Here is a 26497-nt window from a genome sequence, read left to right as displayed (position 1 = left end):
ACCCGCTGGGGGGTGCTGCCGGACGGGCCGGCACCACGGCTGGGTTGCCTGCTCCACGGTGGCGCCCGGCCGGGGCGGGAGACACGGTGACCCGGCTGTGGGAGGTGCAGGCCGGCAACGTTCCAGACGTGGAGCTCCCCGGTGGCGACGGGCTGCTTCTGGCCGGGCCGGTGCTGGAGGTGGACTGTAACCGCGCTGTGCAGGTGAGGGTCCGGCCGGTGGAGGACGGGCCGTTGCTGCCCGCGGCGGTGGCGGCCACGGCACAGGACGGGGTGGCCACGGTGACGGYGCACCCCCGGACCTGCCCGCCGGGSARYACCCGGCTGGCGTTTCTGCTCGGCCGGTACATCCACGGGGACCGGGTGGCGGCCGGGGTGGACATGCCGGTGGTCACGGTCGGCTGTGCGCTGCGACCCGAAGAGTTCGGGGGGGTCGGCATCATGCCGGTGTCGCATCGGGTTCGCCTGCTGGRCGGCGGTGGCCGGTGGGTGGAACACACGATGTGGGAAGTGATGTCCCTGCCCCGGTACGCGGCCTTGACAGCGGGGGRCCGGCTGTGAACGRCACCGACCGGCCTGAGTCCGACAAGGGGTCCGGGCTTGATGAGTCCTTCGTGGCCCGGCTGGAGTTGGCGTTGACCGCCCGTATCCKAGCGGAGCATCCCGGGCGGAACGCGGACCTGATCGGGCTGGTGGTCGGCCGGACGGTGGAACTTCTCGCCGGGTCCGCCGCGCATAACATGCGGCATCCCCTCGCGGACGCCGTAGTGTATCTACTCGCGCACGGTTTGCGGGACGGGCGGTACCATCAGGTGCTKGCGGATACCCGGTTGGACCTGCCGGGTCTCACCCGTGACGTGGATGCTTTCAACCGGGAAGTCGCRCTTCTCGACAGGCTGCATGAACGGCATCGCGCCCCGGGCGGCAGGGGTGACGATGGCTCTGCGGCCACCACCCCAAGGGAGCCAGGCGGCCCGGGCGGGTAGTACCGGCCCGTTGCGGGTTCCCCRCCGGTCTTGATCCTCGTAGGCCTGCTGTGGCTGTCCGCCTGCTTCTCGGCGTGGTCGACCTGCCGCGGGCGTGCTGGTCCCGGTGACCCACAGATCTGTGACGGGTAGAGGTCCGCCTGCCTGTCACTGCGGGGAGGACCCTGCCCTGCCCCCCAACACCGGGCGGGGTCCTCCCATCCTTCGAGCGACCCCGGGCCGCGCGCTGTCGTCCCCGACTGCCGCCGGTCCCGGGGTCTTTCCCTGCCGGGTGGGGTAGGCGGCCTGTTCCGGGCGGGTTGGTGGGGTTAGGGGCAGGGGGGTTGGTAGGGGAAGGTGGGGAGGTAGCGGTGCCATTCGTCTTCGCTGAGTCGGCCGGTGGGGGTGGTGCAGGCGCGGCGGGTGAGGCTGGTGGGGTTGAGATCCCACAGGCGGGCGGTGGTGTCGTCACCGGCGGTGGCGAGCATCGTCCCGTCGAAGGCGAGGGTTTCCACGGGTCCGGTGTGGCCGGTGAGGGTGGCCAGCGGGCGGGGGGTGCGCGGGTTGGTGAGATCCCACAGGTGGGCGGTGCCGTCGGTGCTGGCGGTGGCCAGCGTCGTGCCGTCGGGGGCGAAGACGGCGGTGGTGGTCATGCCGGTTTCGGGGATGGTGGCGGCGGGCTGCGGCTGGGTGGGGGTGGTGAGGGTCCACAGGAGGGTGGTGCCGTCCTGCTGGGCGGTGGCGAGCATCGTGCCGTCGGGGCTGAAGGTGGCGTCGAAGGTGGGGCCGGGGGCGAGGGTGGCCAATGGTCGGGGGGTGCGCGGGTCGGTGACGTCCCATAGGCGGGCGGTGCCGTCAAGGCTGGCCGTCGCAAGGGTGTGGCCGTCGGGGCTGAACGCCACGTTTCCGGCGATGTAGCTGTGGGGGGTGAATGTGGCGAGGGTGGAGGTGGCGCGGGGGTCGGTGATGTCGATTAGGAGCACGGCGCCGGTGGAGGTGCTGATCGCGAGCAGGGTGCCGGCGGGGTTGAACGCGGCGCCGTAGGGGGTTCCGCCCGTGTGCAGGGTGAGGGTGTTGACCTGGTCGGGGTGGTGGGGGTCGGTGATGTTCCACAGGCGGATGGTGGTGTCGTCGCTGGTGGTGGCGAGCAGGGTGCCGGCGGGGTTGAACGCCACGTGGTTCACCCCGTCGTCGTGGCCCAGGGTGGCTACCGGCTGGTCGGGGTGGGTGGGGTTCCACAGGCGTGCGGTGTGGTCGGCGCTGCCGGTGGCGAGGGTGTGCCCGTCCGGGCTGATGGCGACGGACAGGATTTTGCCGCTGTGGCGGAACGTTGCCAGCGGGGGCAGACCTCGGGCGGCGGCGGCCAGCAGGGCGATGCGCGCGGCCGGGTCGGGGTTGAGCCGGTAGGCGGCGACGGCGAGACGGACCGCGAGATCCGGATCATCGGTGGTGGCCTGGTCGGCGAGGATCGCGGCGGCGCCGTGCCGGTCGGGGCGGTTCGCCGTGGTCGGGGTGTGCCGGGGGCGGTCCGTGATGAGCAGGACAGCGGCGGCGAGGACCACGGCGGTCGCGGTGGCGAGGATCGTGATCCGGGTTCGGCGAGCCGGCGGTATGGGCCGGGCGTAGTGCGGGGGGATTGCCGGTGGTGGTGGGGCGGGCTGCGGTCCCTGCCTGCCGTGCCGGGTGGGTGCGGCGGGGGGYGGTGTTGGGGGTTGGGTGCTGGTGAGCATCCGGTATAGCTGCTCGGCGGTCGGCCGCTGCTCGGGGGCTTTGGCCATGGCGGCGGTGACGGTGTCGTGTAGTCGGCCGTGAAGCTGGTTTAGGTGGGTGGGATGGTCGTACCGGATGCGGTGCAGGAGTAGTTCGGATGATCGGTCCCCGAAGGGGGGTTGGYCGGTCGCGGCGTAGAGGACGACACCGCCCCAGGCGAAGATGTCGGCGGCCGGATCGGGTGGGGCGCCGTCGATGTTTTCGGGGGCCGTGTAGGCGGGGGTGCCGATCTGCTCGTCGATGTGGAACATGGTCATGCCGTGGGCGCGGGCGATGCCGAAGTCGATGACGCGAGCGCCCGTGGGCGAGAGTATGACGTTCGACGGTTTGAGGTCGCGGTGGACGACTCCGGCGCCGTGGATGACCGTCAACGCCACTGCGATGTGGACCGCAACCTGTTCCAGCTCGGCGCCGCGTAACGGGCGGCGGGCGGCCTGGGCGAGGGTCGGGCCGGGCACGTAGTCGGTGACCAGGTAGGGCCGTTCGGCGTTGGGGTCGGCGTCGAGGAAGGCGGCGGTGCAGAACCGCGSCACCCGCCGGGCGGCTTCCGCTTCGTGGCGGAACCGGGCGCGAAACTCCGGGTCGGCGGCGAACTCTACGCGGATCACCTTCACGGCGACCGGATGATGGTGCGGGTCCTCGGCGAGGTAGACCACGCCCATCCCCCCGACCCCTAACCGGCCGCGCAGACGGTAGACCCCGATGTGGGTGGGGTCGTCGATACGAAGCGCCGTGGCAGGCTGGGGCATGGTCAGGGCTGGCCGGTCGGGGTCTTCGTCGGTGTCGGGCGAGGCTGGAAGCTGGCGGCGGGTGGGGGTGGGGTCATGGCGCGGCTGCGGCGCTGCGGGTCGGTGCGGGTCGTGCCCTCCTGGCCGCGTAGCTGCTGGTCTAGCTCCATCGCCAGGGCGAGCGTGACGCCTGCTTCGTGGCGGCGTTGGAACCAGTCGGCCGAGATGCCGCCGTAGTGGGCGGCGGCCTCGTCGCGGCGGGCGGTGCGTGTGGCGGCGGTACCGGACCGGCCGGGAACAAGACCGAGTAGGGCGGCGGCGGCGTCACCGCGGGGGCTGCCGAGTGCCTGCACGGCCGTGAGGATCATCCGGTGTGCGGCGAGGGCACGCCGGTGCTCGCTGAGGCCGGGGTGCGGGGGGCTGAGCATGTCCAGCATGGGCCGTGCCTCGGGATAGCTGGCAAGGTCGGCGGGATGGCGGACACCGACCTTGAAGCAGCCATCGAGCAGGGTGCGAAGCAGGYCAACGCGATCCGGTTCGTGGGGGGCCGTCATCGGCGTTCGTTCCTTCCTGTCGATGCCGACTCCGGGTCGGCTCCGCGGATACTCCGGGTTGTGTCCGTGTTTGCTCCGGGCTGAGCCCGTCCCGATGATGGCCCGTGACAGGCCGGTCACGCTGCTGGTTTGCGTGGGTGTTTGGCCGGGCTTGTGATCGCACCTCCGGGGCTGATCCGTGCACAGCGCATCCCGGGCACCGTGGATGATCCGTGTGGACTCCGGTTCCGCTCCGGGCCGGCTCCGTGTCCGCTTCCGGGGATAGTCCGTGCAGATTCCGTGGAAATACCGGGTTCAGTGCCTTTCGCGTGGCCGCTGCGGCGGGCAGAGTGAGGAACACGGAACGCGGTCCGCGTTTCCCGCCCCTCGCCTGATCTTCTCTGTGTGGAGGCTGATTTACTATGCCCCGCTACTACGTCCGCACATCCTACGGGTTTTGGCGGATAGTGGTCTTCTTCTGGGTGCTGTACCTGGGCCTGTTTCTGTTCTCCAACGTGTCTGCCCTGGTKCCTGTCGTCCTGGTCGGGATGATCGTTGCCGCGGTGTTCTGGCTGGCTTCCCGGGTGATCCGCTGATGGCACGTCCTGGCGCGGTCGACCGGCGGCATGGGCGGCTGCTTGTCGCCGCGCTGGTGCTCTGGACGGCGGGACTGTTCTTCCTGTCCCTCGCCACGTCCCTAGCTATCGCATTGATGGACCGGTCCGCGTCTACTCCCACGCCGGTGTTGGTGACCGCGGCTGACCCGTGCACMACGACCATGCAAGCGTCCTATTCCCTGTCCTTCGGCTATTCCCCGTTGCATAAGGAGATGTCATGCGCGCTATCCCGGTGAACGAATCGCTGTTGGAAAACGTCGTCGCGGTCAGCGGCGCGATGCCGGAAACGGATCTGGACGGCAAGCAGAAGGCGAACCGTGACGGCCTGCCGGTCTACGGGGTGCAGGTCGCGGTCACCTACGACGGCACCGCATCTGTGATCAAGGTGAAGGTGGCGGGTGAGGCACCGCGGGTGCAGGTCGGGATGCCGGTCACCCTGGTCGGCCTGATCGGTACGCAGTGGGCGATCGGCGAGCGGCACGGGATCTCCTGGAGCGCACAGGCGATCCGTCCGCTTCCCACCCCGAACCCGGCCCCGGCGTCGAAGAGCTGACGGTCTGCCGGGGGCGGCATCCCTGACCCGGTGCCRCCGTCCCCGGGGCTGCTCCTTGCGCCGGTTCAGTGAGGGACGGTTGTCATGGCAGTGCTGCGGGTCCGGCAGGGCCGAATCAGAAAAGATCAATTTCGGTTGGCGTTACGKCCGTCCGTCCCTGAACTGCTGCTGCGCTACGGGCTGCGCTACGTCGCCTCGTGGTGGCGGGAAGCGCTCGCCGTTGTCCTCGCGCTGCTGATCTACCGGCGGGCGGTCGATGCCCTCGGGCCGGTCGGCGGGCGGGGGCTGCTCGTCGGCCTGGTGCTCGTCGTCGCCGGAGTGCCGCGGCTGCGCGCTGCCGTTCTCGGCTGGCTGCTCGGCGGGCGGCTACGCCGACGGTGGGCGGCGGCCTGCCGGGCCTGCGGCCTGGAAACCACGAGGCACACCGTGCTGCGAACACCACGGATTCGCCGGGCCTGGCGCGGTGCGGCCGGCTGGCATCTGCGGATCACCCTCGCCCCCGGACAGTCCGTGGACGACCTCCAGCAGGCCGCACCCCGGCTGACCGCCACGTTAAAACTCCGGGAACTGCGGATCTCCCCGAACCTTGCCCGCGCCGACCGGGTCGGCGCGGTCCTGGTGCACCGGGAAGTCCTGGGCCGACCGATCCGCGCGGACCTGCTTCCCCCCGGCGATCCTGGTGATCTCGACCGGCTGCCCATCGGCGCCCGGGAAGACGGCACGGCCTGGCTGCTGCCCCTGCGCGGCTCGCATGTCCTCGTCGCCGGTGCGACCGGCGCGGGCAAAGGATCGGTGTTGTGGTCGACGATCCGGGCGTTGGCCCCGGCGATCCGTGGCGGCCTGGTTGAAATCTGGGCCTGTGATCCCAAAGGTGGCATGGAGTTAGYGTTCGGCGAGCCGCTGTTTCACCGCTTCGCGGTCGACACCCCATCGATCGCGGATCTACTCGCGGACGCGGTCCGGGTGATGAACCGGCGCACCGGCCGGCTACGCGGGGTCTCCCGGCTGCACAAACCGTCCACCGATGATCCGCTGATCATCGTCCTGGTCGACGAAATCGCCAGCCTCACCGCATATGTCGCGAACCCGAAGCTGAAAAAGCAGATCGCGGCATCCCTGTCCCTGCTGCTCTCCCAGGGACGCGCCCCCGGGGTCGTCGTGGTCGGCGCGGTCCAAGACCCCCGGAAAGAGGTACTGCCGCTACGAGACCTGTTCCCCGTGCGCATCGCGCTGCGGATGACCGAAGCCGACCAAGCCGACATGGTCCTCGGCAACGGCGCGCATGACCGCGGCGCACGGTGCGAACGCATCCCCCGCGCCCTGCCCGGTGTCGGCTACGTCCTCGTCGACGGCGACCCCACCCCCGTCCGGGTACGGGCCGGCTGGCTGGCTGACGACGACATCCGCACCATGGCCGCGCACCACACCCAACCCGCCGCGCAGCCCCCGACGCACCGCCCGGCAACCCCGCCCGTCCGACCGGCCGCGCTACCGCCCACCACCGCCGGGCAGGGCTGGACCCCCGACCTGACCGCTTTCCCCCCGCCCCCGGTAGGCCGCACCCGACCGGGGGCACCCGGCAGCGTCCAAGGCGGCGGGAAAGCCGGGGAGGAAGACGATCCGACGATCCCGCTCCGCGGCTGGCGGTCACCTCCACCCCCCGCTCTACCCCCCGCACCCCCGTCGATCGACGCGGACGACGGCAGTCCCGAAGCCGAAGCCGCCTGGCGGGCCTGGGAAGCCCACTTCCCCGGCGAACCCGGCTAAATCACCCACCGGCCAGGACCCCGGCCGCCCGGCACCCTTCCCCTTTTTCTCCTTCGTCGTGCCCCCCGGACACCGCTGCCGGCGTCGGGCGGCTCGACCCTGCCCACAAGGAGCCACCCACAGTGACACGCCCTATCGATACCGTGACCAAACCGGGTGAAGGGACGGTGGCCGGGGGCTGCACACACCCCATCCGCCTCGCTGGCCACACCGATCATGTGGACATCACGACCGGGGAGGTACGTCGGGCGTTCTCCTCAGCCGGACAGCCGGGCGGGGTGGTACACGTGCGGTGCAACAACCGGCGCGCTTCCGTCTGCCCCTCCTGCTCCAAGCTCTACCAGCGAGACGCCCGGCGGATCGTGCTGTCCGGGCTGGCCGGTGGCACGAGCGTGCCCGACACGGTCAGCGGTCATCCGGCGCTGTTCGTGACGTTGACCGCCCCGAGTTTCGGCGCGGTGCACTCCCGCCGCAGCAAAGGGAAGCGGGGCGAGGCGCGGGCGTGCCGGCCTCGGCGGGGCGAATGCCCGCATGGACGGCCGGCGGGCTGCCACGCCCGGCACCGGGACGGGGATCGGTTGCTCGGAACACCGCTGTGCCCGGACTGCTTCGACTATCCGGGCGCGGTTACGTGGAACAGTCTCGCGCCGATGCTATGGAAGGTCACCCGGGATCGAATGGAATCGGCGGTCGCGGCGGCGGCGGGGTTGACGGTGGCCGGTCTGCGCCGCGTCATACGGATCACCTGCGTGAAGGCAGCGGAAATGCAGGCCCGCGGCCTGGTCCACCTACACGCCGTCATCCGGATCGACGGGCGCGGCGAGAACCCGAATGACCTCGTGGCACCACCCGCGTGGGCGACAACAAAGCTTGTCGCCCACTGCCTGCGCACAGTCCTCGGGGAAGTGGCCATACCTGCTCCCGACCCGAACCACCCCRGCGGCGTGACCCTCGTGCGCTGGGGTGACCAGCATGACCTACGCCCCATCACCCTGGACGGACCCGCCACAAGCGGGAAGATCGCAAACTACCTCGCCAAGTACCTCACCAAGAGTGTCACCGCCGGCGGCCTGCTCGACCGGCCCGTACGTAGCCTCGGGCATCTCGCCCGCATCCCCCTCAACCCCCACGCCCGGCGGATGGTGGAAACCTGCTGGCAGCTCGGCCAGGACGAGGACTTCACCGCGGCACTCGACGAAGCCACCGGACGGCAACCCGGCCGTCTCCCCGCTCTGATCCGCTGGTCCCACGCGTTCGGCTGGGGCGGACACTGGATTTCCAAGAGCCGCCGGTACTCCACCACCTTCGGCACACTGCGCGCCGCACGCCGCACCTGGGCACGCACCATCGGCGCCGTCCTGGCAGGCCGTCCGGTCGGCGACGCCTTCAGCCGCCCCGACAACGACCCCCGCACCACCATCCTCAGCACCTGGCGCTACGCCGGACGGGGCACAACCCCCGACATCGATGCACACAGCCRGAGCGGACACGGACCCCCATCCCACCGCGCGACCCTAACCCCGACCACCCGCGGCGGAGACGACGATGCCTGAGCAGACACCCGCGCGTGCACCCCTGTGGACCGTGCACGACCTTGCCCGCTACCTCGGTGTCCCCGTCAACACCATCTACAAATGGCGCACCACCGGCGACGGACCGCCGTCCCTCAAGGTCGGGCGGCACGTCCGCTACCGCGAACAGGACGTCACGACCTGGCTGACTACCTGCGGTAACCAGACTCACGAGTAAACCTGTGCGCCCCACGCCGCCCGGCCAGCGTCCCTCGTACCGGGCGACCTGACGGGGAACATGACGTGCATCATGTTCCCCGTCAGGTCGACCCGTCCGGCCGGCGTCCGGAGACCGAGTGGAAGACGGCCGGAAACCAGCAACGACAAAGATCGAAAGACGTCGACTGATCCACTCAAAGTACGGGATAAGTACGGGATGACCTTGCAGGAAAATCGACTGCTGCGCGAGAATCGCCTGTGCTGCAAGGGTTCTGGTGGGGCGGGTGGGGCTCGAACCCACGACCGACGGATTATGAGTCCGCTGCTCTAACCGGCTGAGCTACCGCCCCCTGGATCGATCCCCCCCAGCGTCTCACAGCGTGGAGGACGTCTCACAGCGTGGAGGACATCGACGACGTACAGCCTAACGGCTACCGCCGGGTGGCATGCGTCCGCTCGTCTGGCCGCGGAGAGGAGCCCAAGAACAAGACTCACCGGAAGTGGACGACCACGGAATGCCGAGGCGGCACGGATCGACGGCGGCACGGATCGACGGCGTCCCGGATCGACGGCATTCCGGCGCCGCCGCCGTCCCRGCGACATGCCCAGGTCAGCGCCTGTCCGGCGCCGCTTGACCGCTCGATCCGGACTTGTGATGCCGAGACGACATCCCCCGGCTATGCTCACCGTGCTGATCCGCTCACGCGGCTTGTCCCGATCTGCCGCCTGCCGAAGAGCGATGAATGACCGCTGATCCCGAATCCGCCTGGCAGCGTTACACCGCCTCCGCCGAGCTTCTGTACCGCGACGACACGGCCGACGCCCTGCGCGGCCGGGACTTCGACGCCGCGTTCCTGCTCATGCGCAAATGGGACCATGTCAGCCAGGACCGCCTAGCCTCCTCCATCGAGGGGTTCAGCCAGTCCCGGATCAGCGGCCGGTCCGCACCCACTACGTCGTCGACAACAGCCGCYACACCCGCAGCAACCCCGCCGACCGGCTACCAGACCGTCGCCATCACCAACGGCTACACCCGCACCCTGCACACAGCAGGGCCCGACCACATCATCGACTCACTCACCGAACTCCTCGACCTCCTCGCCTGACAGCGAGGGCGCGGACCTCAGGCCACCTCCCAGCCGGTCAACCCAGCCGACTGTACTGTAGATGGCACCGAGGACACGAAGGCCGCTCCGGCAGGGACCGCCGGGTGTCACTATTGGTGCCTTCACAAACGGCTCATACCTCATAGCGACTCTCGGAGAGTACGGCGAGYCGGGCACCGCCCATCACGAGTGGGACTTTCGAGTCGTGTCTCGTCAAGGTTCCCAGGTAAACACCAGGATGTTCGACTGCAGCGGTGGYGCAGTTGAACACGCGTGTTGTCGCCGGAGTCGGGTGTTCGCGCCGCACCGGCCCCGGCGTAAGCTTGAAAACCGCGGATTAGCCCCGGCCAAGCGGTGCTCTGCCTGGCCGGGCTCCCCGGGAATACCCCATCCACTGCTGCTCAACGCCGAGGATTGGYCGGAAGGCGAAGAGTGCGTTCCACCGCACGCCGGCAGCCGGGCGTCCATCAACGAAGTGATCGAGGCAGAACGTTGTGCGTTGAAAGGGCCGTGCGCAATCGTGTACCCGGTCGACCTGGCGCCATGCCATGCGCGCCGTCGGGTAACTGTCGGCTGTCCGTTCACCATCTCTGACCGCGGAGGCGCAATGCTTTGTCGTCCGAGCCACCCCCGACCTGCCGTCACTCGCCCTTGGAGTGGGGCGGATGCGTGACGACCGAGACGTCTTCCGGCGGTTGACCGATCTGTTCGAGTCCGGCTCGGTGTCCTACCGGATGATCCCGCATCCGCCCGAGGGTCACACCGACGTCGCCAGCCGGCTGCGTGGCCACCCCCTCCAGCAGGCCGCCAAGTCCCTCGTGGTGCGGGTGGCAACGGGCAGGCGTTCCCGGCGCTACGTGCTCGCCGTGGTCCCCGGTGACCGTCGGGTCGACCTGAACGCGCTGGCCGACCGGTATGGCGGCCGAGAGGCCTCGTTCGCCGCCCGTGAGGTCGCCGAACGTCTGGCGGGCAGCGTCAGCGGATCCATCACCCCGTTCGTCTTCTCCCCCGAGCTGGACCTCATCGTCGACGAAGGCCTGCTTATCCACGACGAGATCTACTTCAACGCCGGACGGCTCGACCTGTCCGTCGCCCTGTCCGTCTCGGACTACCTRGTGCTGGCCCGGCCGACCGTCGCGCCCATCGCCGCCTGACGCCCTGGGCGGCCAGGAGCCAGCGCCCCGGCCCGTCGCACTCGGCACTCCTTCGTAGACCGCCGGACCTCCGGACCACCGGCGAAGGATGGGTACCGGAGCTGACCGAGATCGATCTCTGCCGCGAAGGGGGCCGAGATCTTGACCATGCCGGTGAACCCCTTTCCAGCTGGGCTCAGCGTGCCCTGGGCTCTCCTKGGCTCTCCGCGCCACGACTGTTTGCGAGGTGCGGACAGAGCCACCCGCAGTGAGCTTCTACCCAGGCGAGCACAACCGATCCCGACGATCATGCCCACCCCGCCGGTTGCCAGTTACTGATCCATAATCCTAAGTAAGGTTCACCTAAAGCAGGTTAGGCTAACCTCCGTCTCTGGTACGTTCCGTGAAGCCGGCTACGCGGCGGACCGAAAGGAATCGGACGTGTGGGGTGATGTGCTCCCGAACCTGCTCATCGGGCTGCGCGAGGGCCTCGAGGCAGGCTTGATCGTCTCGATCCTGGTCGCGACGCTCGTCCGCGCCGACGAACGCTCCCGCCTGCCGCTGGTGTGGACGGGCGTGCTCGCCGCCATCGCCCTGTCGGCGAGCTTCGGCGCCGTGCTGACATTTGCCGCCGCGTCCATGTCCACGGCGGCGCAGGAGGTGTTCAGCGGGAGCCTCAGCCTCGTAGCGGTCGGTTTCGTCACCGTTATGATCTTCTGGATGCGGCGGTCGGCCCGCGCCCTGTCCGGCGAGATCAAGGGCAAGGTCACCGCCGCGCTGGCACTCGGGCCCGGCGTGCTGATCCTGACCGCTTTCCTGGCGGTGGCCCGGGAGGGTGTGGAGACCTCCCTGTTCATCTGGACGACCACCCGCGGCGCCAGCGAGTCGGCCGGTCCGTTGATCGGCGCCGCGGCCGGGCTCCTCATCGCCGCCKGGCTGTGCGTGGGGATGTACTACCGCGCCGTGAAGATCAACCTGACCAAGTTCTTCACGTTCACCGGCATCGGGCTCATCGTCGTCGCGTCGGGTGTCGCCGGGTACGGTCTGCGCGACCTCCAGGAGGCCGGTGCCCTCCCCGGCTTCGACACGGTCCTGTTCGACCTGCGGACCACCTTCGACCCGAGTTCCTGGTACGCCAGGCTCGTCGAGGGCGTCTTCAACATCACTCCGCGGATGACGGCGCTGCAGGTCACCGGCTACCTGGCCTACCTGGTGGTGGTACTGGCCCTGTTCGTCCGCGGCACCCGCGCCCCCCAACCAGCACAGCCAGCACAGCCAGCCCAGCCAGGAGAACCGGCCGCCGTCCCCGCCGCCAAGAGTTCCGATCGCACGCCGGCCCCGACGCCCCTGACGCCCCCGCCGGCCCCGACGGGGGCGTCGGCTGGCCACCGGCTGCCGCGGTGGGCGCTGCCGGCCGCCATCGTCGCGGTGCCGGCCCTCGCCGCCGGCGCCACGATCCTCGCGCTCGGCCCGTCGTCCAGCGGCGGCAGCGGCGGGACGATCGAGGTGACCGGCGGCTCCTGCRCGGCAGGCTGGGCGGCGCCCCGGTCGGGCAGGCAGACGTTCACCGTCCACAACAGCAGCGCCCAAACGGCGGAGGTCCGCCTCATCGACCCGGCGACCGGTGCCATCCATGCGGAGATCGAACTGCTGGCGCCCGGAACCACCCGAACCCTGTCGGCCACCATCGGCGGGGGCACCTATGCCTGGGAATGCCTGCCGGACGGCGGTAAGCGGCTGCTGTCCGCGAGTCAACGGGTGGCGGGCGCGGCCAGCGGGGCCGCCTCCATCCTCCCCGTGACGGCAGAGACCATGAGCGGCCCGCTGCGCGGCTACCGCGCCTTCGTCACCGTCGGCCTGGTGACGTTGCAGGGCAGCGTCGACACGCTGCGCGCGGACGTGGAACACGGCGACCTGGACGCGGCCCGCCGGGACTGGCTGCCCGCCCACCTCGACTACGAGCGCCTGGGCGCCGCCTACGGCACCTTCGGGGACTTCGACTCCAAGATCAACGGACTGCCTGCCGGGCTGCCCGGCGGAGTGCACGACCCAGACTTCACCGGCTTCTACCGGATCGAGTACGGGCTGTGGCACGGTGAGTCGGCCGCCTCGCTGGCCGCGTCGGCGGTCGGGTTGTCCAGCGACGTAGCGGGGCTGCGGGCGGCATTCCCCACCCAGGAATTCGATCCGAACGACCTGGCCCTGCGCACCCACGAAGTGCTGGAGAACACGCTGCAGTTCCAGCTCACCGGCGCCGCCGATCAGGGCAGCGGCACGGCTCTGGCGACCGCGAGCGCAAACGTGGACGGCACCCGGGAACTGCTCACCGTGATCGCGCCGGTGCTGCAGACCCGGTCGCCCGCCGCGCTGACCGCGGCCCGCCAGCAGTTGGGCGCCTTCGGCGCGCTGGTGCGGCGGGTCGGCAACCCACACGGCACCTGGATCCCGCCGGGACGGCTGCCACTYGCCGACCGGCAGAAGCTGAACRGCAGCCTGGGCGCGCTGCTGGAGACTCTCGCACCGATCCCCGACATCCTCGAGATCAGGAGTACCGGATGAGCCCCGGGTCCGACGGCGGGCGGATGGGACGCCGCTCCTTCCTCGCCGGAGCCTTCGCCGCGGGCGCCGCGGCCGCGGGCAGCGCCACCACCGTCGCGGCCGGAACCGGCGCTGCGGTGCTCACCACCGCCGCGCCGGCCGCCGCGGCCGCCAGCGGAAGCTCCGACGAGGTGGTTCCCTTCCACGGCGTGCATCAGGCCGGGATCCTCACCCCGCAGCCGGCCGCGGCCATGTTCGCGTCCTTCGACGTCATCGCCGACGACCGGGCCGCGCTCACCGACCTGTTCAAGACGATCACCGCCCGGGCCCGGTTCCTCACCGCCGGCGGTGCTCCGGCCGACCTGGGCACCGTCGCCCCACCGTCGGACAGCGGGGTCCTCGGGCCGACCGTGCCCCCGGACGCGCTTACCGTCACGGTCGGGGTCGGCGCCTCCCTGTTCGACGGCCGGTTCGGCCTGGCCGACCGGCGTCCCCGGCGGCTGGCGCCGATGCGTACCTTCCCGAACGACAACCTGAACCCCGCCGACTGCCACGGCGATCTCAGCCTGCAGCTGTGTGCGAACAGCCGGGACACGGTGTTGCACGCGCTGCGCGACATCGCCCGGCACRCCCGCGGCGGCATGCAACTGCGGTGGCGGATCGACGGCTTCCACAGCCAGCCCYGGCCAGCCGGCGCGCAGCGAAACCTGCTCGGTTTCAAGGACGGCATCGTCAACCCCGATGTGACCAGCGCCGCCGACATGGACCGGCTGGTCTGGGTGGACGGTGCGGGCGAGCCGCGCTGGACCACCGGCGGCTCCTACCAGGTCGTCCGCATCATCCGGATGCTGGTGGAATTCTGGGACCGGGTTTCCCTCAACGAGCAGGAAACGATGATCGGCCGGCGACGGGACACCGGGGCACCGCTGGACGGCACCGCGGAGACCGACATTCCCAACTACGCCCGCGACCCCAAGGGCACGGCCATCCCGCTCACCGCGCACATCCGGCTCGCCAACCCGCGCACCGCGGCCACCGACAACTCCCGCATCCTGCGCCGCGGCTTCAACTACGACCGGGGAACAGACAGCAACGGCAACCTCGACATGGGCCTGGTCTTCTGCTGCTACCAGCAGGACATCATCCGGCAGTTCGAGGCGACGCAGACCCGGCTCATCRACGAGCCGCTCGTCGACTACATCAGCCCGACCGGTGGCGGCTACTTCTTCGTGCTCCCCGGTGTCCGGGACGCGAGCGACCACCTGGGCCGGTCGCTGCTGGCCTGAGCGCCGTCGCTGCTATGGGCCGCGGCCCGGCGGTGCGTGATCACCTCGATTGGCACCGCCTTGCCCCTTGCCCGGCCCCCGCCTGCCCGGGCCATTGACCGCGAGACCTGGCCGACCGCGAGACCTGGCCGACCGCGCCTGGGGACGGACGGCCGGGYCGCCGCGGGTGAGATCAGGCCTCGGGTGAGATCAGACGGTGTGCCAGGGGCCGGTGACGGCGTAGGCGATGCCCGGGTCCTGGGTGGCGACGAACAGGTAACGGCCGTTGGTGGAGAAGCAGGAGCCGACGAACTCCCGGTAGATCTTGTCGGCACCATCCTGGAACAGGATCTTGTTCTGGGCGAAGGCGAAGGGGCTGCCCTGGCGGTCGAGACCGACGACGTAGTTGAGCCCGTCGCCGTCCTCACACAACAACGCCCCACCATGCGGGGTGATGCACAGGTTGTCGGGCCCGTCGAAGACTCCGGGCGTGTCGTAGTCGTCCGCGGCCTCGTGGGACGGCAGCAGCGCGACGAGAGTCAGGGTTTCGGCGGCGGGCTGGTACTTCCACACCTGGCCATCGTGGACGGTGGGGGGCAGCGCGGGGTAGCTGACGGAGGCGGGCAGGTYGGCCTTCTTGGCATAGCTGGCGTTGATCCAGGCCGCGTCCCGGGCCCAGAAGGCGCCCTCGAACTTCTTCGACCGGGTCACCCGGTCGGGGCTGGCCGCCGCCAGGGTGGCGGGGCGGCCCGGGTAGGCGAACTGCTTGCGGATCGAGGGCGAGGCGTCGGTCCCGTCCGGGTCGGGAGCAAGCACYGGCACCCACTTCACTGTCAGGCTGGTGCCGACCTTGGTGATCTGGGAAAGGTCGTCGATCGGGTTGCCGGCCGCGGTCCAGGCCTGCAGCGCCTCCAGGCAGCCGCCCGCCGCGTAGTCACCGAACTGGCCCGTCGCCCGGGTCGGGCGGAACCGGTAGAGCAGGCCGTTCGGGCCGCTCGCGTCCTCGGTGAGGTAGGCGAAGTTGGTCTTGGGATCGACCGCGACCGCCTCATGCGCGAAGCGGCCCAGCGCCGTCAACGGCGCCCCGGTGGTGCGGCGGCCCAGCGAGTCGACCTCGAAGACATAGCCGTGCCGCTTGCCACCACTGATGATCGACTCTGTTTCCTCGCACGTCAGCCACGCACCCCAGGGGGTGACCCCGCCGGCGCAGTTGCGGATCGTGCCGGCCAGGCTCACGTAGCGACGCTGCACGTTCGCGTTGACGTCCAGCACGATGTTCGTGGTGCCACCGAACGCGTTCGTGGCCGACCCGTCGTACACCGCGGCCCCGGTGGTCTTGGGCACCACCGGCGTGAACTGCGCGCCCGGGTTCACCGCGTCCTGCTCGTGGTTCTGYACCAGAATCGTCCCGCCCTGCGTCCCAGGAAACGAGCCGGTGCCGTCGAACTTGGTCGGGTACGGCGGGCTACCCGGATCGTCGAGCCGGTCAAACGGCTCGTTGTAGGGCGCCTGACCCCAGGTACCGRCCTTCGCGATCACCTTGTAATGGAAGCCGGCGGGAAGATMGAGCTTGCCGGCCGGGTCGGCCACCAGCGGCCCGTAGCCTCCCGTCGCCGCGCCCACCGGGCTCGCCGCCAGCAGGTTGAACGCTTCGGCGGACAGGACCACCACGGCCCCCGCCGCCGTGCCGTGCCGGAACAGATTACGTCGTGTCAACTCGCTCATGACGCGCAACCCTAGGAACGTGATGTTACCGCCCCTTTACGGAGAGGCCAACGTGTCACGGCCGCATCGTGGCCTTGTGATGAGCGAACGGTCCACCGGCCGCGACCGCGCCTCGACCGACACCGCATCGGCCCCTGCCACCCTGTATTCCCGGCGGGGGAACCCGCCTTATGCTCAACCTGATTCTCAGCGCCGGCGATTTCGCGTCACTCGTCGAACAGCTGCCGGCAAGGCTGGAGGAGTAGGGGCTGCCCCGCCCAGGGAGGGCACATACAGGCACGGAGATTGCCTTCGGCCGGGGGTGGCGGTCCCAAGGTCCCGTCAGAAAGCTTCGTCAGTCCCTGCTGATCGGGGCGGAGCAGAAGGGCATTGTCGAGTCGACGATCCGTCGGTGACCGACTTGAAGGAGCCAGCGTGCCCATCTGGCACATCCGTCCCTACGAGACCGTCGACTACGCGGCGACAGTACGCCTGCTGGAGGAAGTGAGGAGCACCCCGGGCGGCCCGCCCATCAACCTCACCGACACCGTGCTGGCGCTGCGGCACGAACTCCCGGAGACCGAGTCCCCCGCGGTGGTCGCCGTCGCGGGCGAGCATCTCGTCGGTGCCGCGGTYGGGCGCAAGGAGGGCGGCCAAGGCCSGGTGCTCACGGTCGCCATCGCGCCCGCCTGGCGTCACCACGGCATTGGTTCCAGCCTGTTGCAGAGCGTGGAAAACCTGCTCCTGCACGCCGGCTGCCGGCGGATCACCACGCTGATCACCCCCGGGCAGCCGGGTGAGGAGGCGTTCCTCAACCGCGGCTTCACCGCTACCGGGCAGGTACTCTATGACAAGCAGATTCCCCTGCGCCCGGCGGACGTCTCCACCGTCGAGCGGTGGGGCGGCGCGCTGCTGAGCGCCTCCGAGTGGTCCAACCTCGCCGGGATGGAGGAGGAGCGCGCGCTCATCGAGAAGCGGCTGCTGCTGCCGGTTCGGGAACGGGAGCTCGCCGAGGCGTACGGAGTCGTCATCCCGACGGCGATGCTGCTGTTCGGGCCGCCCGGCACCGGTAAGACGTCCTTCGCCCGGGCGGTCGCCGCCCGGCTGGAATGGCCGTTCGTCGAGCTGCTGCCCTCACGGCTGGCCTCCGGCGGCAGTGGGCTCGCCGCCGAGCTGCGGTCAGCGATCAACGACCTCATGGGGGTCGAGCGGGTCGTCGTGTTCATCGACGAGGTCGACGAGATCGCCCAGTCGCGGGAGACCCGACCGGAGAACCAGTCCGTCGTCAACGAACTGCTCAAGGCGATCCCGCAGTTCCGCGGGGTGCAGGGCCGGCTGCTGATCTGCGCGACCAACGCGGTCTCGGCGCTGGATCCCGCGTTCATCCGGCCCGGCCGGTTCGATCTCGTCCTCCCCGTCGGACCGCCGGACGCCAAGGGGCGCCGGGTGCTGCTCGATGGGCTGCTCGACCGGGTCGCAAACAAGGAGGACATCGATCTGGACGCCGTCGTCGCGGCCACCGACCTGTTCACGCCGGCCGATCTCTCGGCGGTCGTGCAGCGCTCCGCTGCCGCCGCCTTCCACCGGGCCGCCGACGGGGTGAAGGTCGGCACCGGGGCGGGAGCGGAAAGCGGCGGGGGCGGCCACGGCCCGACGGTGACCCCGTTGAGCACACAGGACCTGCTGGACGCCGCCCGGCTGGCCCGGCCGACGATCAGTCTTACCGAGCTGGACCGCTTCCGTCGTGACGCGGAGGCCTTCACCCGGATCTGACCTGCCCCGCCCCTGCAGGGACGACCCGCACCCGGATCCGCCTCGCACCCGGATCCGGGTGTTGATAACTTTTGATTTTTCGATATAGAAAAGTATTTCCTGCCCCGATGACGAGGCGCGACACGGGAGAGTTCTCGACGAAACGAAAACCGCAGCGATCTTCCAACCCAACCACAATGAGGTTTCGCCATGACCGACGGAAATCGCAATCTCTACGTAGTCGCCTGCAGTGGCGGGTACCCCGCCGGGGACCTTCCCGCCTTCGTCAGGCAGGTGCGGTCCGCCGGCTGGGACGTGCGGGTGGTCGCCACCCCGTCGTCTTTGCAGTTCATCGACGCGCTCGACACAGGTCACGGGGACGGGTAGCGCAGCAGGGCACCGAGACCGTCGGTCGGTGCGCCGGGCAGATCGGCGGGCAGGACCCGCACGGCCGCGCCGGTGCCCCAAGCGGCCCGCACGGCCAGATCCGCCAACCGGCCGGTGGTCGGTGGTGACCCGGCCCGGCGGGCCAGCCGGGCCAGCGCGCCCGGCTCGGTGGCGACGTCCCCGGGCTCCGGCCCGTACCAGGCGGCCCGGTCGTCGCCGGGGTCGTCGACGACGAGCAGCGTGCCCACCTGAGCGCGGACGAGCGCGGCGAGCGTCGCGGGCACCCCGTCGACCGCCCGGCCGTGTGCGCGGTCCTCGGCGAAGCGGTCGAGCACGGCGCGGGTCCGGTCGCGAACCTCGGCCTCGACCAGCTCCCGCACCTCCTGGGAATGGAACCGGTCGCTCCGCCCGGGGTGACGTCCCCCGTGTTCGAGCTGGTGGACCAGCGGGGTCACCCGGGGCGGCAGATGCTTGCGCAGCAGCTGCACGGCCCGGACGTCTCCCGCGAGAACCACCAGCGCGGCGTCCACCCGCTCGGTCAGCTCGGTCACCGCCTCGGCGACCTGCGCGGCGTTGTGATCCCACGAGTCCTCGGCACGATCCTGGTAGCGGCGCTGCGACCAGCCGCCGGGGGCATTGCGCTCGATCTCGTCGTCGGAGCCGACGACCTCRCCGGCGAACCGCAGTCCGTCCCCGGCCACCCGCAGGTCGGCGCCCGTCCGGTCGGTGAGCACGACCACACAGGGCACGCTGCTCTGCCGGTAGGCAAGCATCGGCAACGTGCAGGGCAGCGAGCCCCAGACGGCCCGGTCCGCCACCTGCCGTCGCAGCCGATGACACCAGACCACCCTGCCATCCGCGGCGCACGCCGCGAGAGCGGCGTTCTGCGGGCCGAGGGACGCCACAACCTCGTCCAACGCGCCCAGCGTCGCGCCATCCGCCCCGTCGGCGGCCAGGCTGTCGCGCAGGCGCCGCCACCGGACCGCCCGATCCGCCGCAATCCCGTCCATCTGATCGGACAGGCCCAGGTACAGCGTCGCGCACGGGCTCGGGACGGCGAACAACTCGTTGATCTCCTCATCTGGGATCACGGCACCGCGGCCTCCTGTTCTCCRCTCCCGCCGGTCGGCGAGCCGATCCTCCAGGGTCCAGGATGGGCACCGACCGGCTCTTCGGTCCGGCCTCTTCGGTTGCTCCCAGCCATACCCATCATCGGCGCGACGGACCGTCGGCCACCCGCCAGGACTTCATCCGGGCGCGGCCGGTATATATTGCTGCTGACGGTCCGAATCGGCTCGAGTTCGACTCTTCGCCGGCCTCAATGATCGGCATCGTCGGCAAACATCGTCGGCAAACGCCGAATTCCCTACCTGCCCCCGGCCTGTCCCCGGGGATCGGTCCATAGATCAGTGCTGTGCGCGCTTGTCAGGAGGTCGATGCCGGCCAGGACTTCCGCGGCGGGCCGGGCCTCTAGGCGGCGCCCGTCCCGCAACCGCAGGGAGACCCGCTCGTCGGCTGCCTCCCGGGCACCGATGATCGCCTGGTAGGGCACCAGACGAGCGGCCCGGACCCGCGCGCCCAGGGTGCCGCGCTGCGGACCGGCGGCCTCGGCCCGCAGTCCCCGGTCGGCCGCCTGCCGGACCAGCGCGAGGGCGTGGGGTACCTCGGCGTCGGAGATCGGAAGGGCCACCAGCTGCACGGGCGCAAGCCATGGTGGAAAGGCACCGCCGTGCGACTCGATGAGGTGGGCCACGGCCCGCTCCACGCTGCCGATAACGCTGCGGTGGACCATGACCGGCCGGCGCATCGCGCCGTCCGGGCCCGCGTAGCGCAGATCGAACCGTTCTGGCTGATGGAAGTCGATCTGCACGGTGGACAGGGTGGCTTCACGGCCGGYACTGTCGACGATCTGAACGTCGATCTTCGGGCCGTAGAAGGCCGCCTCCCCCTCCACGGCCTCGTAGGCCACCCCCGCGGCGTCGAGGACCTCGGTCAGCAGGGCGGCGGACCGCCGCCACATGCCGGGGTCGCCGACGTACTTCCCGCCCGGCCCCGGCAGGGAGAGCCGGTAGCGGGCCGGGCTGACACCCAACGCGCCGTAGGCCTCGCGGATCAGCTCCAGCGCCGCGCGCGCCTCGTCGGCGACCTGCTCCGGAGCGCAGAAGATGTGCGCGTCGTTCAGCTGGATCGCCCGCACCCGGGTCAGCCCGCCCAGTACCCCCGACAGTTCGGAGCGGTACATGCCACCCAGTTCGGCCATCCGGAGTGGGAGATCGCGGTAGCTGTGCGCGCGGGAGCGGTAGATCAACGCGTGGTGCGGGCAGAGGCTCGGCCGCAGCACCATCTGCTCCCCGCCAAGCCGCTCCCCGCCAAGCCACTCCCCGCCAAGCCGCTCCCCGCCAAGCCGCTCCCCGCTGAGATCCATCGGCGGAAACATGTCGTCCCGGTAATGGGACCAGTGGCCGGAGATCTCGTACAGCTCCCGCTTGCCCAGCACGGGCGAGTACACGTGCCGGTAACCGGCCCGACGCTCCACGCCACGGATGTACTCCTCCAGGGTGTGCCGTACGACGGCACCGGCGGGCAGCCAGTACGGCAGACCCGACCCGATCAGCGGGTCGGTATCGAAAAGTTCCAGCTCGCGACCGAGCTTGCGGTGGTCGTACACCGTGGTCTCCTCACCTCGCGGCAGGTAGGGCGGGTGACCACAAGGCGAAGCCCCGGGGCATCCACCCCGGGGCTTCGACAGAAGAACGGCTGTCAGCGCGCCGGGACACTCTCCGGCGTCGTCGTCAGGCCAGCGCGCTGCATGTCGTCCAGGTTAGCAGTGCCGCCCCCGCCGCGGTGACAATGACGACAGCGGTGACGGCGGCGTGCGTGACGGCGGCATGCGTGACAGCGGGGTGGGCGGGCGGGTAGCGGGCGGGTAGCGGGCGGGGTGGCCGCGGGTCAGCGCGCGAGGATGCTCAGGATCTCACTGGCCGAACGTCCCCGCGCCGCGAGGGGATAGACGGTGATGGCCAGCCGGATGAGGTTGTCACCCCGGCGGCTGACGCCCGCGGCCGGGACGGGCCAGACCCGGTCCGTCGGGCCGGTCGCCTCCCAGGCGGCCTTGATTGCGGCGAGTGGGCCGGTGACGTCGCCGCGCCGCCAGGCGTCGGCGGCCCGGGCGGCGACGTCGATGACACCGGGACCGGCCGTGGCGACCGCGACCGCCGCCTCGGGACCCGCGGTCAGGATCCACGGCACGAGTCCCGGTGTCGGCTCGATCCGCTGCAGCAGCGAGATCATCGCCTGCGACCGGGGCCCGGTGACAATGGTCGCCGCCGACGCCCCGTGCCGCGCGACCACGTCCACGGCGCCCGGATGTGCCTGTTCGACGTCGGCCAGGGCCCGGCGCACCGCGGGTTCCAGGTCGAGCGAGGCGAGTGTCGCCAGCACGGCCACGGGTATCCGGGCGAGCAGCCCCCCGAGCGGCGCGAGCACCGGCCGGTCGGCCTCGGGTACCCGGCCGAGACACGCGGCCGCGGCAGCGGCCTCGGTCACCGATATGCCGTGCTCCAGAGCCAGGCCGACCACGGCGACCGGGTCGTCCGTGGTGGCGGCGACGGCCAGATCCACCTCGGCCGCGCCCGCGGGCAGCAGGTCGGCGACCGCCAACAACCAGGCCCGGGCGGGCGGGTCCAACGCGCCCAGCGCCGACACCAGGCGCGGCGCCCCGTGCAGCGCGGCGGCCACCCGCACCAGGCGGGCACCGCAGGTCGCGGCGACGGTAGCCGGGTCGAGCGCGACCAGCGACGCGACCTCCGCCGCGAAGGACGCGGACGAACCGGCAACCCGACCGGACGAACCGGATGAACCGGATGAACCCGTGGTGGCCGGCCCCGCCGGACCGGTGGTGAGGGGTCCCGTGGGGTCCGACTCGCCCCGGGCCGCGCGCGCCGCTTCGACGAGCAGCCGGGGCAGCGGCATCGTGCCCCAGTGGGCGGCCAGATAGGGCGCGGAGACACCCTCCAGCGAGGGGGGGGCGGAGGGCGCCCCGCGGCGCAGGACGCCCTCCGCGATCGCGGTGTCGAGCACGTCGGCCACGTCCTGTCCGGACATCCGGGCGAGCCGGACCAGCCAGTCGCGCGCCGCCCCGATCAGGCTGGCCCTGTTCAGGGTCTCGGCGAGCGGATGGATGCCCCAACGCCGGGACAGGTACAGCCCGACGACGTCGTCGTCTAACAGGGCCACCGCCCACGCCGACATGCCCGGCCTGCCGAGCAGGTTCTCCTGGAAGGCGGTCTCAATCACCGTCGACGGGTCCGCCGCGACAAGCTCGGCGAACTGCGTGGTCCAGACGATGTCCTCGACGGCGAGGCATCGGACGATCTTCAGCAGGGTGTCGAGCGGCAGGACGCCCCACCGGGATCGCGCGAACGCGACGACGCGCGGATCGGCCCACCAGACGGGATCGGGCGGCGGGTCGGCCTGGTGCAGGCCCGCCGTGACGGCCTCGTCGACGAGGTCGCCCGGATTCGCGCCGAGCGCGGCGCCGAAGGAGCGCAGCCACTCCAGGTCGCCGTCCACCAGGACCCGGACCGTCGCCATGATGTCCCGCAGCGACCGTTCGTCCCAGCGTGCGGCGACGTAACCGGCGATCAGCGGCGGCAGCGCCGCGTCCGTCGGCGAGGCCTCGCCAAGGACGCCCTCCGCGACGGCCCGGTCGATCGCGCTGGAAACCGGGACCGCGGCGGCGTCGGCTACCGCGCGCAGCCAGCCGACACTCGACCGCGTCAGGTCCCGGGCCACGTCGAGCAACGCCACCAACGGCACCGCGGTCCACCGTTCGGTGAGGTAGGAGGCGACGTCCGCATGGGACCAGTCGGATGGTGACGGTGGCCGCGCCTGGCCGAGCAGGCGCTGGGCGAGTGCCGCGTCGACCACCTCCGACACGGACACCCCGACCGTGACGGCCACCGAGCGGATCCAGAGCAGGTCACCCGCGGCCAGCACCCGCCCGAGCTCGATCAGCTCGGCCAGGCTCGTCGTCTCCCACCGTTCGGCAAGGCACCTGGCGATGTCGGGGTCCCACCGCGACGGCGGCACCGGACCCGGTCCGGCCAGGAGGTTCTCCTCGATCGCCCGGTCCCGCACCTCGTCGGCAGCCAGCCCGCCGGCGGCCGCGAGGGCCGCGCACCAGTCCGGTATCCAGTCCGGGTCACGGGCGACGACCAGGGTGTCGGCGAATGCGGCCCGCGGGTCCGCGACCGGGGCCGACACGTCCTCGGCGGAGGCAGTCGCGCCCTCCTCCACGCCGCCCTCCACGCCGCCGTCCACACCGCCGTCCACACCGCCGTCCACACCGCCGTCCACACCGCCGTCGAGCACGAACCGGCGGACCTCGTCCTCGGTGAGTCCGGGCACCGCATCGGCGCCGGCCCGCGCGAGCAGCTCGATCCGGTGGACGATGCCGCTGCCGGGCCGCCCACTCACCGGGCTGGTTCCCCCCCGCAGCACCTCGGGCGTCACCCGGGCACGTTCCGTGAGTTCCCGGATCAGATCGACGGGCAGCAGCGGCGCGCACCGCACCACCGCCGGCGCCGCGCCGGCGACCGCGAGCGAGACGACCGCGTCGCGGTCAAGTCGGGGTGCCCGGGCCAGCACCTGCCCGGTCGCGGCCACCCGTTCGAGGGCCTCGGTCAGCTCGGTCAGGCCGACCGCGGTGATCTGCCAGACGTCACCCCAGCAACCGGTGAGGACACCGATCGCGGGCAGCGTCTCGGCGAGCAGCATCCGGCGGGTCTCCGGCCGGATCCGCTCCCGCCTGACCAGCCGCATCACGTCGATGACGATCCGGCGCTCGGCCGGCAGCGGCCGCAGGACCGCCGCGAGCTCGTCGAGCATCTTCGCGCTGTCCCGGGCCGCCAGGACGCTCTGCTGCTCGGCGAGCTCCGCGGTGACCGTGACAATCAGGTCCGGCCGCCCGGCGAACGCCCGACCGATCTCCTGCAGCATCGTCATGACTGCGCTACGCCCACCGCGTTGCGGGCTGCCGGTGTCGGCCGCGAGGGCACTCTCGTCCGGGTTCACCAGCAGGTGCGCGAAGGCCGCGGCGAACAGCCGCCGGGCCGCGCTCTGCCCCGCCGTCGCTCCGATGCGCCTGCGCAGCCCCTGCAACGAGACGTCATCGACCAGCGGCAGGTCCCRCCAGGCGCGCGGAGCGTGGGCTTGGCCGTCCTCGTCGAGCAGCGGCAGCGCGAACTCCACCGGCTGGCCGGCGCTCGCCAGAACCTTCGGTTCGGTCAGAGCCGCCGGGTCGACACCGAAGGCGATGATCCGGGCCGGATCGGGCACCGCGCCGTCCGGTGCCCGATGCGCGGACCGCAGGCGTCGCAGCGCAACCAGGGTCCGGGCGAGGTCGTCGGGCGGGCAGAGCAGCCAGCCGGAACCGCCGAGCAGGCCGGCCAGCGGGCTGGACAGGTCCGCGGCCTCGAAGGCGGCCACGCCGACCGCCGCCCRCCCGGACTGTAGGCTCGCCGCGAGGCGCACCGGCTCCGGGTTGACCCGGCGCTCGGCTGTCATGACCTCCGTCCCCGTCGGCGCGAACACTCCCCGCAGGCCCTTGGGATCGCCACGCGGGGTGAGCGTCTCGTCGAAACGGCGCACCGTCACCGGGCGCTGCTCACCGGCCTGCAGGACGGTGGTGAGATCGACGTCGAACCCGGTGCCGGAGCGCGGCACGAACACCCGGACGCCGTACCTGAGCTTCATCACGACGAACCGGGGGTCGACCCGGTCGACCGTGCCCAGGTACGTCCCGCCGACCAGGCCCCGCTCGAAGCGGGGGTTGCGGTCGCCGAACCCGCCACGGGCCGCGGTGTCGTGATGGTAGGCGATGATGACGTCGGAGGCGGCGAGATCTTCGGTGATCTTCGCGCGCCGCGCCGCGGYGGCCAGCGTCGTGAGCTCCTCCCGGAGCCGGCCKGGCTGCAGGTCGGCAACCCGGGCGTCGATCCCGCAGCCCCGCAGGTACCGGTCCACCGCCTGCTCGCGCGTCGCCCGCGACCCGCCCGTCACCGCGCCGTAGGCGGTCGGTCGGCGGCCGGTGGACAACCACCCGATCAGCCGGGCCAGCGATCGGGCCTGCGCCGCCCGCCACTCCTCCAGCGGGGCGTCCGGTGCCGGGACGTCGTCGCCGAGCAGTTCCACCGTGTCCTGGCTACGTTCGGACGCGGGCGGGATCACCCCCCGGGCCGGCGCGTACCCGTGGCGGCCATACCCGACCAGCCGCAGCGATCCCCGGCAGYGCACGAGATGATCCGGGCTGAGTTCGACGGGAACGACGCCGAGCTGGGTCGCGGCGTCGTCGAGCAGCGCGCCGAGCGGGGCGAGCATGTCCATGACGTCCGCGGGGGCAACGAACTCGCCGTTCGCGAGCTGCGCGGCCATGCTGTCGTCGCCGCGTTGCCGCTCGAGCGGGTCGGTGAGCGGGCCGGCCGCCCAGCTCGTGATGTAACCCGTGGGCGCCTCGTAGCCCGTGGGCACCCCGTCGGGGCCGTCGACGATGTCGAGCAGCAGGGGGGTCAGCGGGTTGCCGAGCGAGAGCAGCTCCATGCCGACCCGTAGCGTCGACGGGCCGCCCGCGCCGGCCGTACGCAGGGCGCCGAAGCCCAGCCCGGCGAGGCTGACCAGGCGTACCCGGCAGTCGGCCCCGGCGCCGCGGATCCGCCGGGGCATCTCCCGCCAGGTCCGGCCGCTGCGGCCCACGACCGCCGGACGCTGGTCCGCCACTTCCGCCACTTCCGCCACTTCCGCCGGCGGCGCGCCCGGCGCGGACCGCGCGCCTGCGGTCCGCGCCGGGCGGTGTCCCCGCTGCGCCTGCGCGGCACCGTCGGCGGGTCCGGCGGGGAGCGGCTCGGGGTCCGCGAAGTCGTCGAAGTCGTCGAAGTCGTCCGCGCCGGCGGG

At 71.4% G+C, this 26497-nt stretch carries 19 protein-coding genes and 1 tRNA gene; 13 read left to right on the top strand and 7 right to left on the bottom strand.

Annotated features, from left to right (window positions below):
- A partial coding sequence (locus tag Manayef4_RS08325) for a hypothetical protein (RefSeq protein ID WP_254665525.1) occupies positions 1-560 on the top strand: 560 nt, incomplete at its 5' end.
- A 733-nt stretch (positions 561-1293) separates the two neighbouring features.
- Here the strand turns inward: Manayef4_RS08325 and Manayef4_RS08315 are convergent.
- Positions 1294-3483 carry a serine/threonine-protein kinase gene (locus tag Manayef4_RS08315; RefSeq protein ID WP_175443346.1) on the bottom strand — a complete coding sequence of 730 codons (2190 nt, stop codon included), beginning with the start codon at positions 3481-3483 and terminating at the stop codon, positions 1294-1296.
- A gap of 2 nt (positions 3484-3485) precedes the next feature.
- Positions 3486-4016, bottom strand: a complete 531-nt coding sequence (locus tag Manayef4_RS08310) for a hypothetical protein (protein WP_139140044.1) — start codon at positions 4014-4016, stop codon at positions 3486-3488.
- Positions 4017-4417: 401 nt separating this feature from the next.
- Here Manayef4_RS08310 and Manayef4_RS24860 point away from each other — a divergent pair, with 401 nt between their 5' ends.
- From Manayef4_RS24860 to Manayef4_RS08285, 6 genes are all read left to right on the top strand, one after another.
- Positions 4418-4591, top strand: coding sequence for a hypothetical protein (locus Manayef4_RS24860; protein WP_023841510.1), 174 nt, complete (start codon positions 4418-4420; stop codon positions 4589-4591).
- Positions 4591-4848, top strand: a complete 258-nt coding sequence (locus Manayef4_RS24855; protein ID WP_023841511.1) for a hypothetical protein — start codon at positions 4591-4593, stop codon at positions 4846-4848. The genes Manayef4_RS24860 and Manayef4_RS24855 overlap by 1 nt, the downstream gene beginning before the upstream one ends.
- The gene (locus tag Manayef4_RS08300; protein WP_011437776.1) at positions 4830-5165 is read left to right on the top strand and encodes a hypothetical protein; all 336 of its coding nucleotides are present in this window, start codon (positions 4830-4832) and stop codon (positions 5163-5165) included. Before Manayef4_RS24855 ends, Manayef4_RS08300 begins: the two co-directional genes overlap by 19 nt.
- An 84-nt stretch (positions 5166-5249) precedes the next feature.
- Positions 5250-6932, top strand: a complete 1683-nt coding sequence (locus Manayef4_RS08295) for an FtsK/SpoIIIE domain-containing protein (RefSeq protein ID WP_070131192.1) — start codon at positions 5250-5252, stop codon at positions 6930-6932.
- A gap of 122 nt (positions 6933-7054) precedes the next feature.
- Positions 7055-8485 (top strand): replication initiator, encoded by a 1431-nt coding sequence (locus tag Manayef4_RS08290; protein ID WP_070131191.1) that lies wholly within the window; start codon positions 7055-7057, stop codon positions 8483-8485.
- Entirely contained in the window at positions 8478-8681 is a 204-nt protein-coding gene (locus Manayef4_RS08285; protein ID WP_011437779.1) for a helix-turn-helix domain-containing protein, read from the top strand. The genes Manayef4_RS08290 and Manayef4_RS08285 overlap by 8 nt, the downstream gene beginning before the upstream one ends.
- Positions 8682-8935: 254 nt before the next feature.
- Here Manayef4_RS08285 and Manayef4_RS08280 read toward each other — a convergent pair.
- Positions 8936-9012 (bottom strand) — tRNA-Ile (locus tag Manayef4_RS08280).
- A 393-nt stretch (positions 9013-9405) separates the two neighbouring features.
- On the opposite strand from Manayef4_RS08280, the gene Manayef4_RS08275 reads away from it, so the two are divergent.
- The 4 genes from Manayef4_RS08275 to efeB all read left to right on the top strand — a co-directional run bounded on the left by Manayef4_RS08275 (position 9406) and on the right by efeB (position 14725).
- Positions 9406-9768: a hypothetical protein gene (locus tag Manayef4_RS08275; protein ID WP_070131190.1), complete on the top strand. Its 363-nt coding sequence runs from the start codon at positions 9406-9408 to the stop codon at positions 9766-9768.
- Between the two features lie 734 nt (positions 9769-10502).
- Complete coding sequence (locus tag Manayef4_RS08270) at positions 10503-10922, top strand: YbaK/EbsC family protein (protein ID WP_349256637.1); 420 nt, start codon at positions 10503-10505, stop codon at positions 10920-10922.
- A 420-nt stretch (positions 10923-11342) separates the two neighbouring features.
- Complete coding sequence (gene efeU / locus Manayef4_RS08265) at positions 11343-13460, top strand: iron uptake transporter permease EfeU (RefSeq protein ID WP_070131189.1); 2118 nt, start codon at positions 11343-11345, stop codon at positions 13458-13460.
- Positions 13457-14725, top strand: coding sequence for an iron uptake transporter deferrochelatase/peroxidase subunit (efeB, locus tag Manayef4_RS08260; protein ID WP_070131188.1), 1269 nt, complete (start codon positions 13457-13459; stop codon positions 14723-14725). The genes efeU and efeB overlap by 4 nt, the downstream gene beginning before the upstream one ends.
- Positions 14726-14914: 189 nt before the next feature.
- On the opposite strand, the gene Manayef4_RS08255 is transcribed toward efeB, so the two are convergent.
- Positions 14915-16429, bottom strand: coding sequence for an alkaline phosphatase PhoX (locus Manayef4_RS08255; protein ID WP_070131187.1), 1515 nt, complete (start codon positions 16427-16429; stop codon positions 14915-14917).
- 414 nt (positions 16430-16843) lie between these two features.
- On the opposite strand from Manayef4_RS08255, the gene Manayef4_RS08250 reads away from it, so the two are divergent.
- The gene (locus Manayef4_RS08250) at positions 16844-18181 is read left to right on the top strand and encodes a bifunctional GNAT family N-acetyltransferase/ATP-binding protein (RefSeq protein ID WP_070131186.1); all 1338 of its coding nucleotides are present in this window, start codon (positions 16844-16846) and stop codon (positions 18179-18181) included.
- 189 nt (positions 18182-18370) lie between these two features.
- The gene (locus Manayef4_RS22710; protein WP_023841513.1) at positions 18371-18547 is read left to right on the top strand and encodes a hypothetical protein; all 177 of its coding nucleotides are present in this window, start codon (positions 18371-18373) and stop codon (positions 18545-18547) included.
- Here Manayef4_RS22710 and Manayef4_RS08245 read toward each other — a convergent pair.
- From Manayef4_RS08245 to Manayef4_RS24850, 3 genes are all read right to left on the bottom strand, one after another.
- Positions 18532-19638 carry a Vms1/Ankzf1 family peptidyl-tRNA hydrolase gene (locus tag Manayef4_RS08245; RefSeq protein WP_023841514.1) on the bottom strand — a complete coding sequence of 369 codons (1107 nt, stop codon included), beginning with the start codon at positions 19636-19638 and terminating at the stop codon, positions 18532-18534. The genes Manayef4_RS22710 and Manayef4_RS08245 overlap by 16 nt on opposite strands.
- Positions 19639-19913: 275 nt before the next feature.
- Positions 19914-21239, bottom strand: coding sequence for a threonine--tRNA ligase (gene thrS, locus Manayef4_RS08240; RefSeq protein WP_083282353.1), 1326 nt, complete (start codon positions 21237-21239; stop codon positions 19914-19916).
- A gap of 257 nt (positions 21240-21496) precedes the next feature.
- Complete coding sequence (locus Manayef4_RS24850) at positions 21497-26323, bottom strand: hypothetical protein (RefSeq protein ID WP_217494102.1); 4827 nt, start codon at positions 26321-26323, stop codon at positions 21497-21499.
- Between the last annotated feature and the right edge of the window lie 174 nt (positions 26324-26497).

It is taken from the genome of Frankia sp. CgMI4 (genome assembly GCF_001756285.1).
Lineage (GTDB): Bacteria > Actinomycetota > Actinomycetes > Frankiales > Frankiaceae > Frankia > Frankia casuarinae.
This window is presented reverse-complemented; position numbering and strand designations above follow the sequence as displayed.

Bases quoted from the DNA above. Each gene is read 5' to 3' on its own strand.
- Manayef4_RS08300 (WP_011437776.1), top strand. From the start codon at position 4,830: ATGCGCGCTATCCCGGTGAACGAATCGCTGTTGGAAAACGTCGTCGCG.
- Manayef4_RS22710 (WP_023841513.1), top strand. From the start codon at position 18,371: ATGACCGACGGAAATCGCAATCTCTACGTAGTCGCCTGCAGTGGCGGG.
- Manayef4_RS08285 (WP_011437779.1), top strand. From the start codon at position 8,478: ATGCCTGAGCAGACACCCGCGCGTGCACCCCTGTGGACCGTGCACGAC.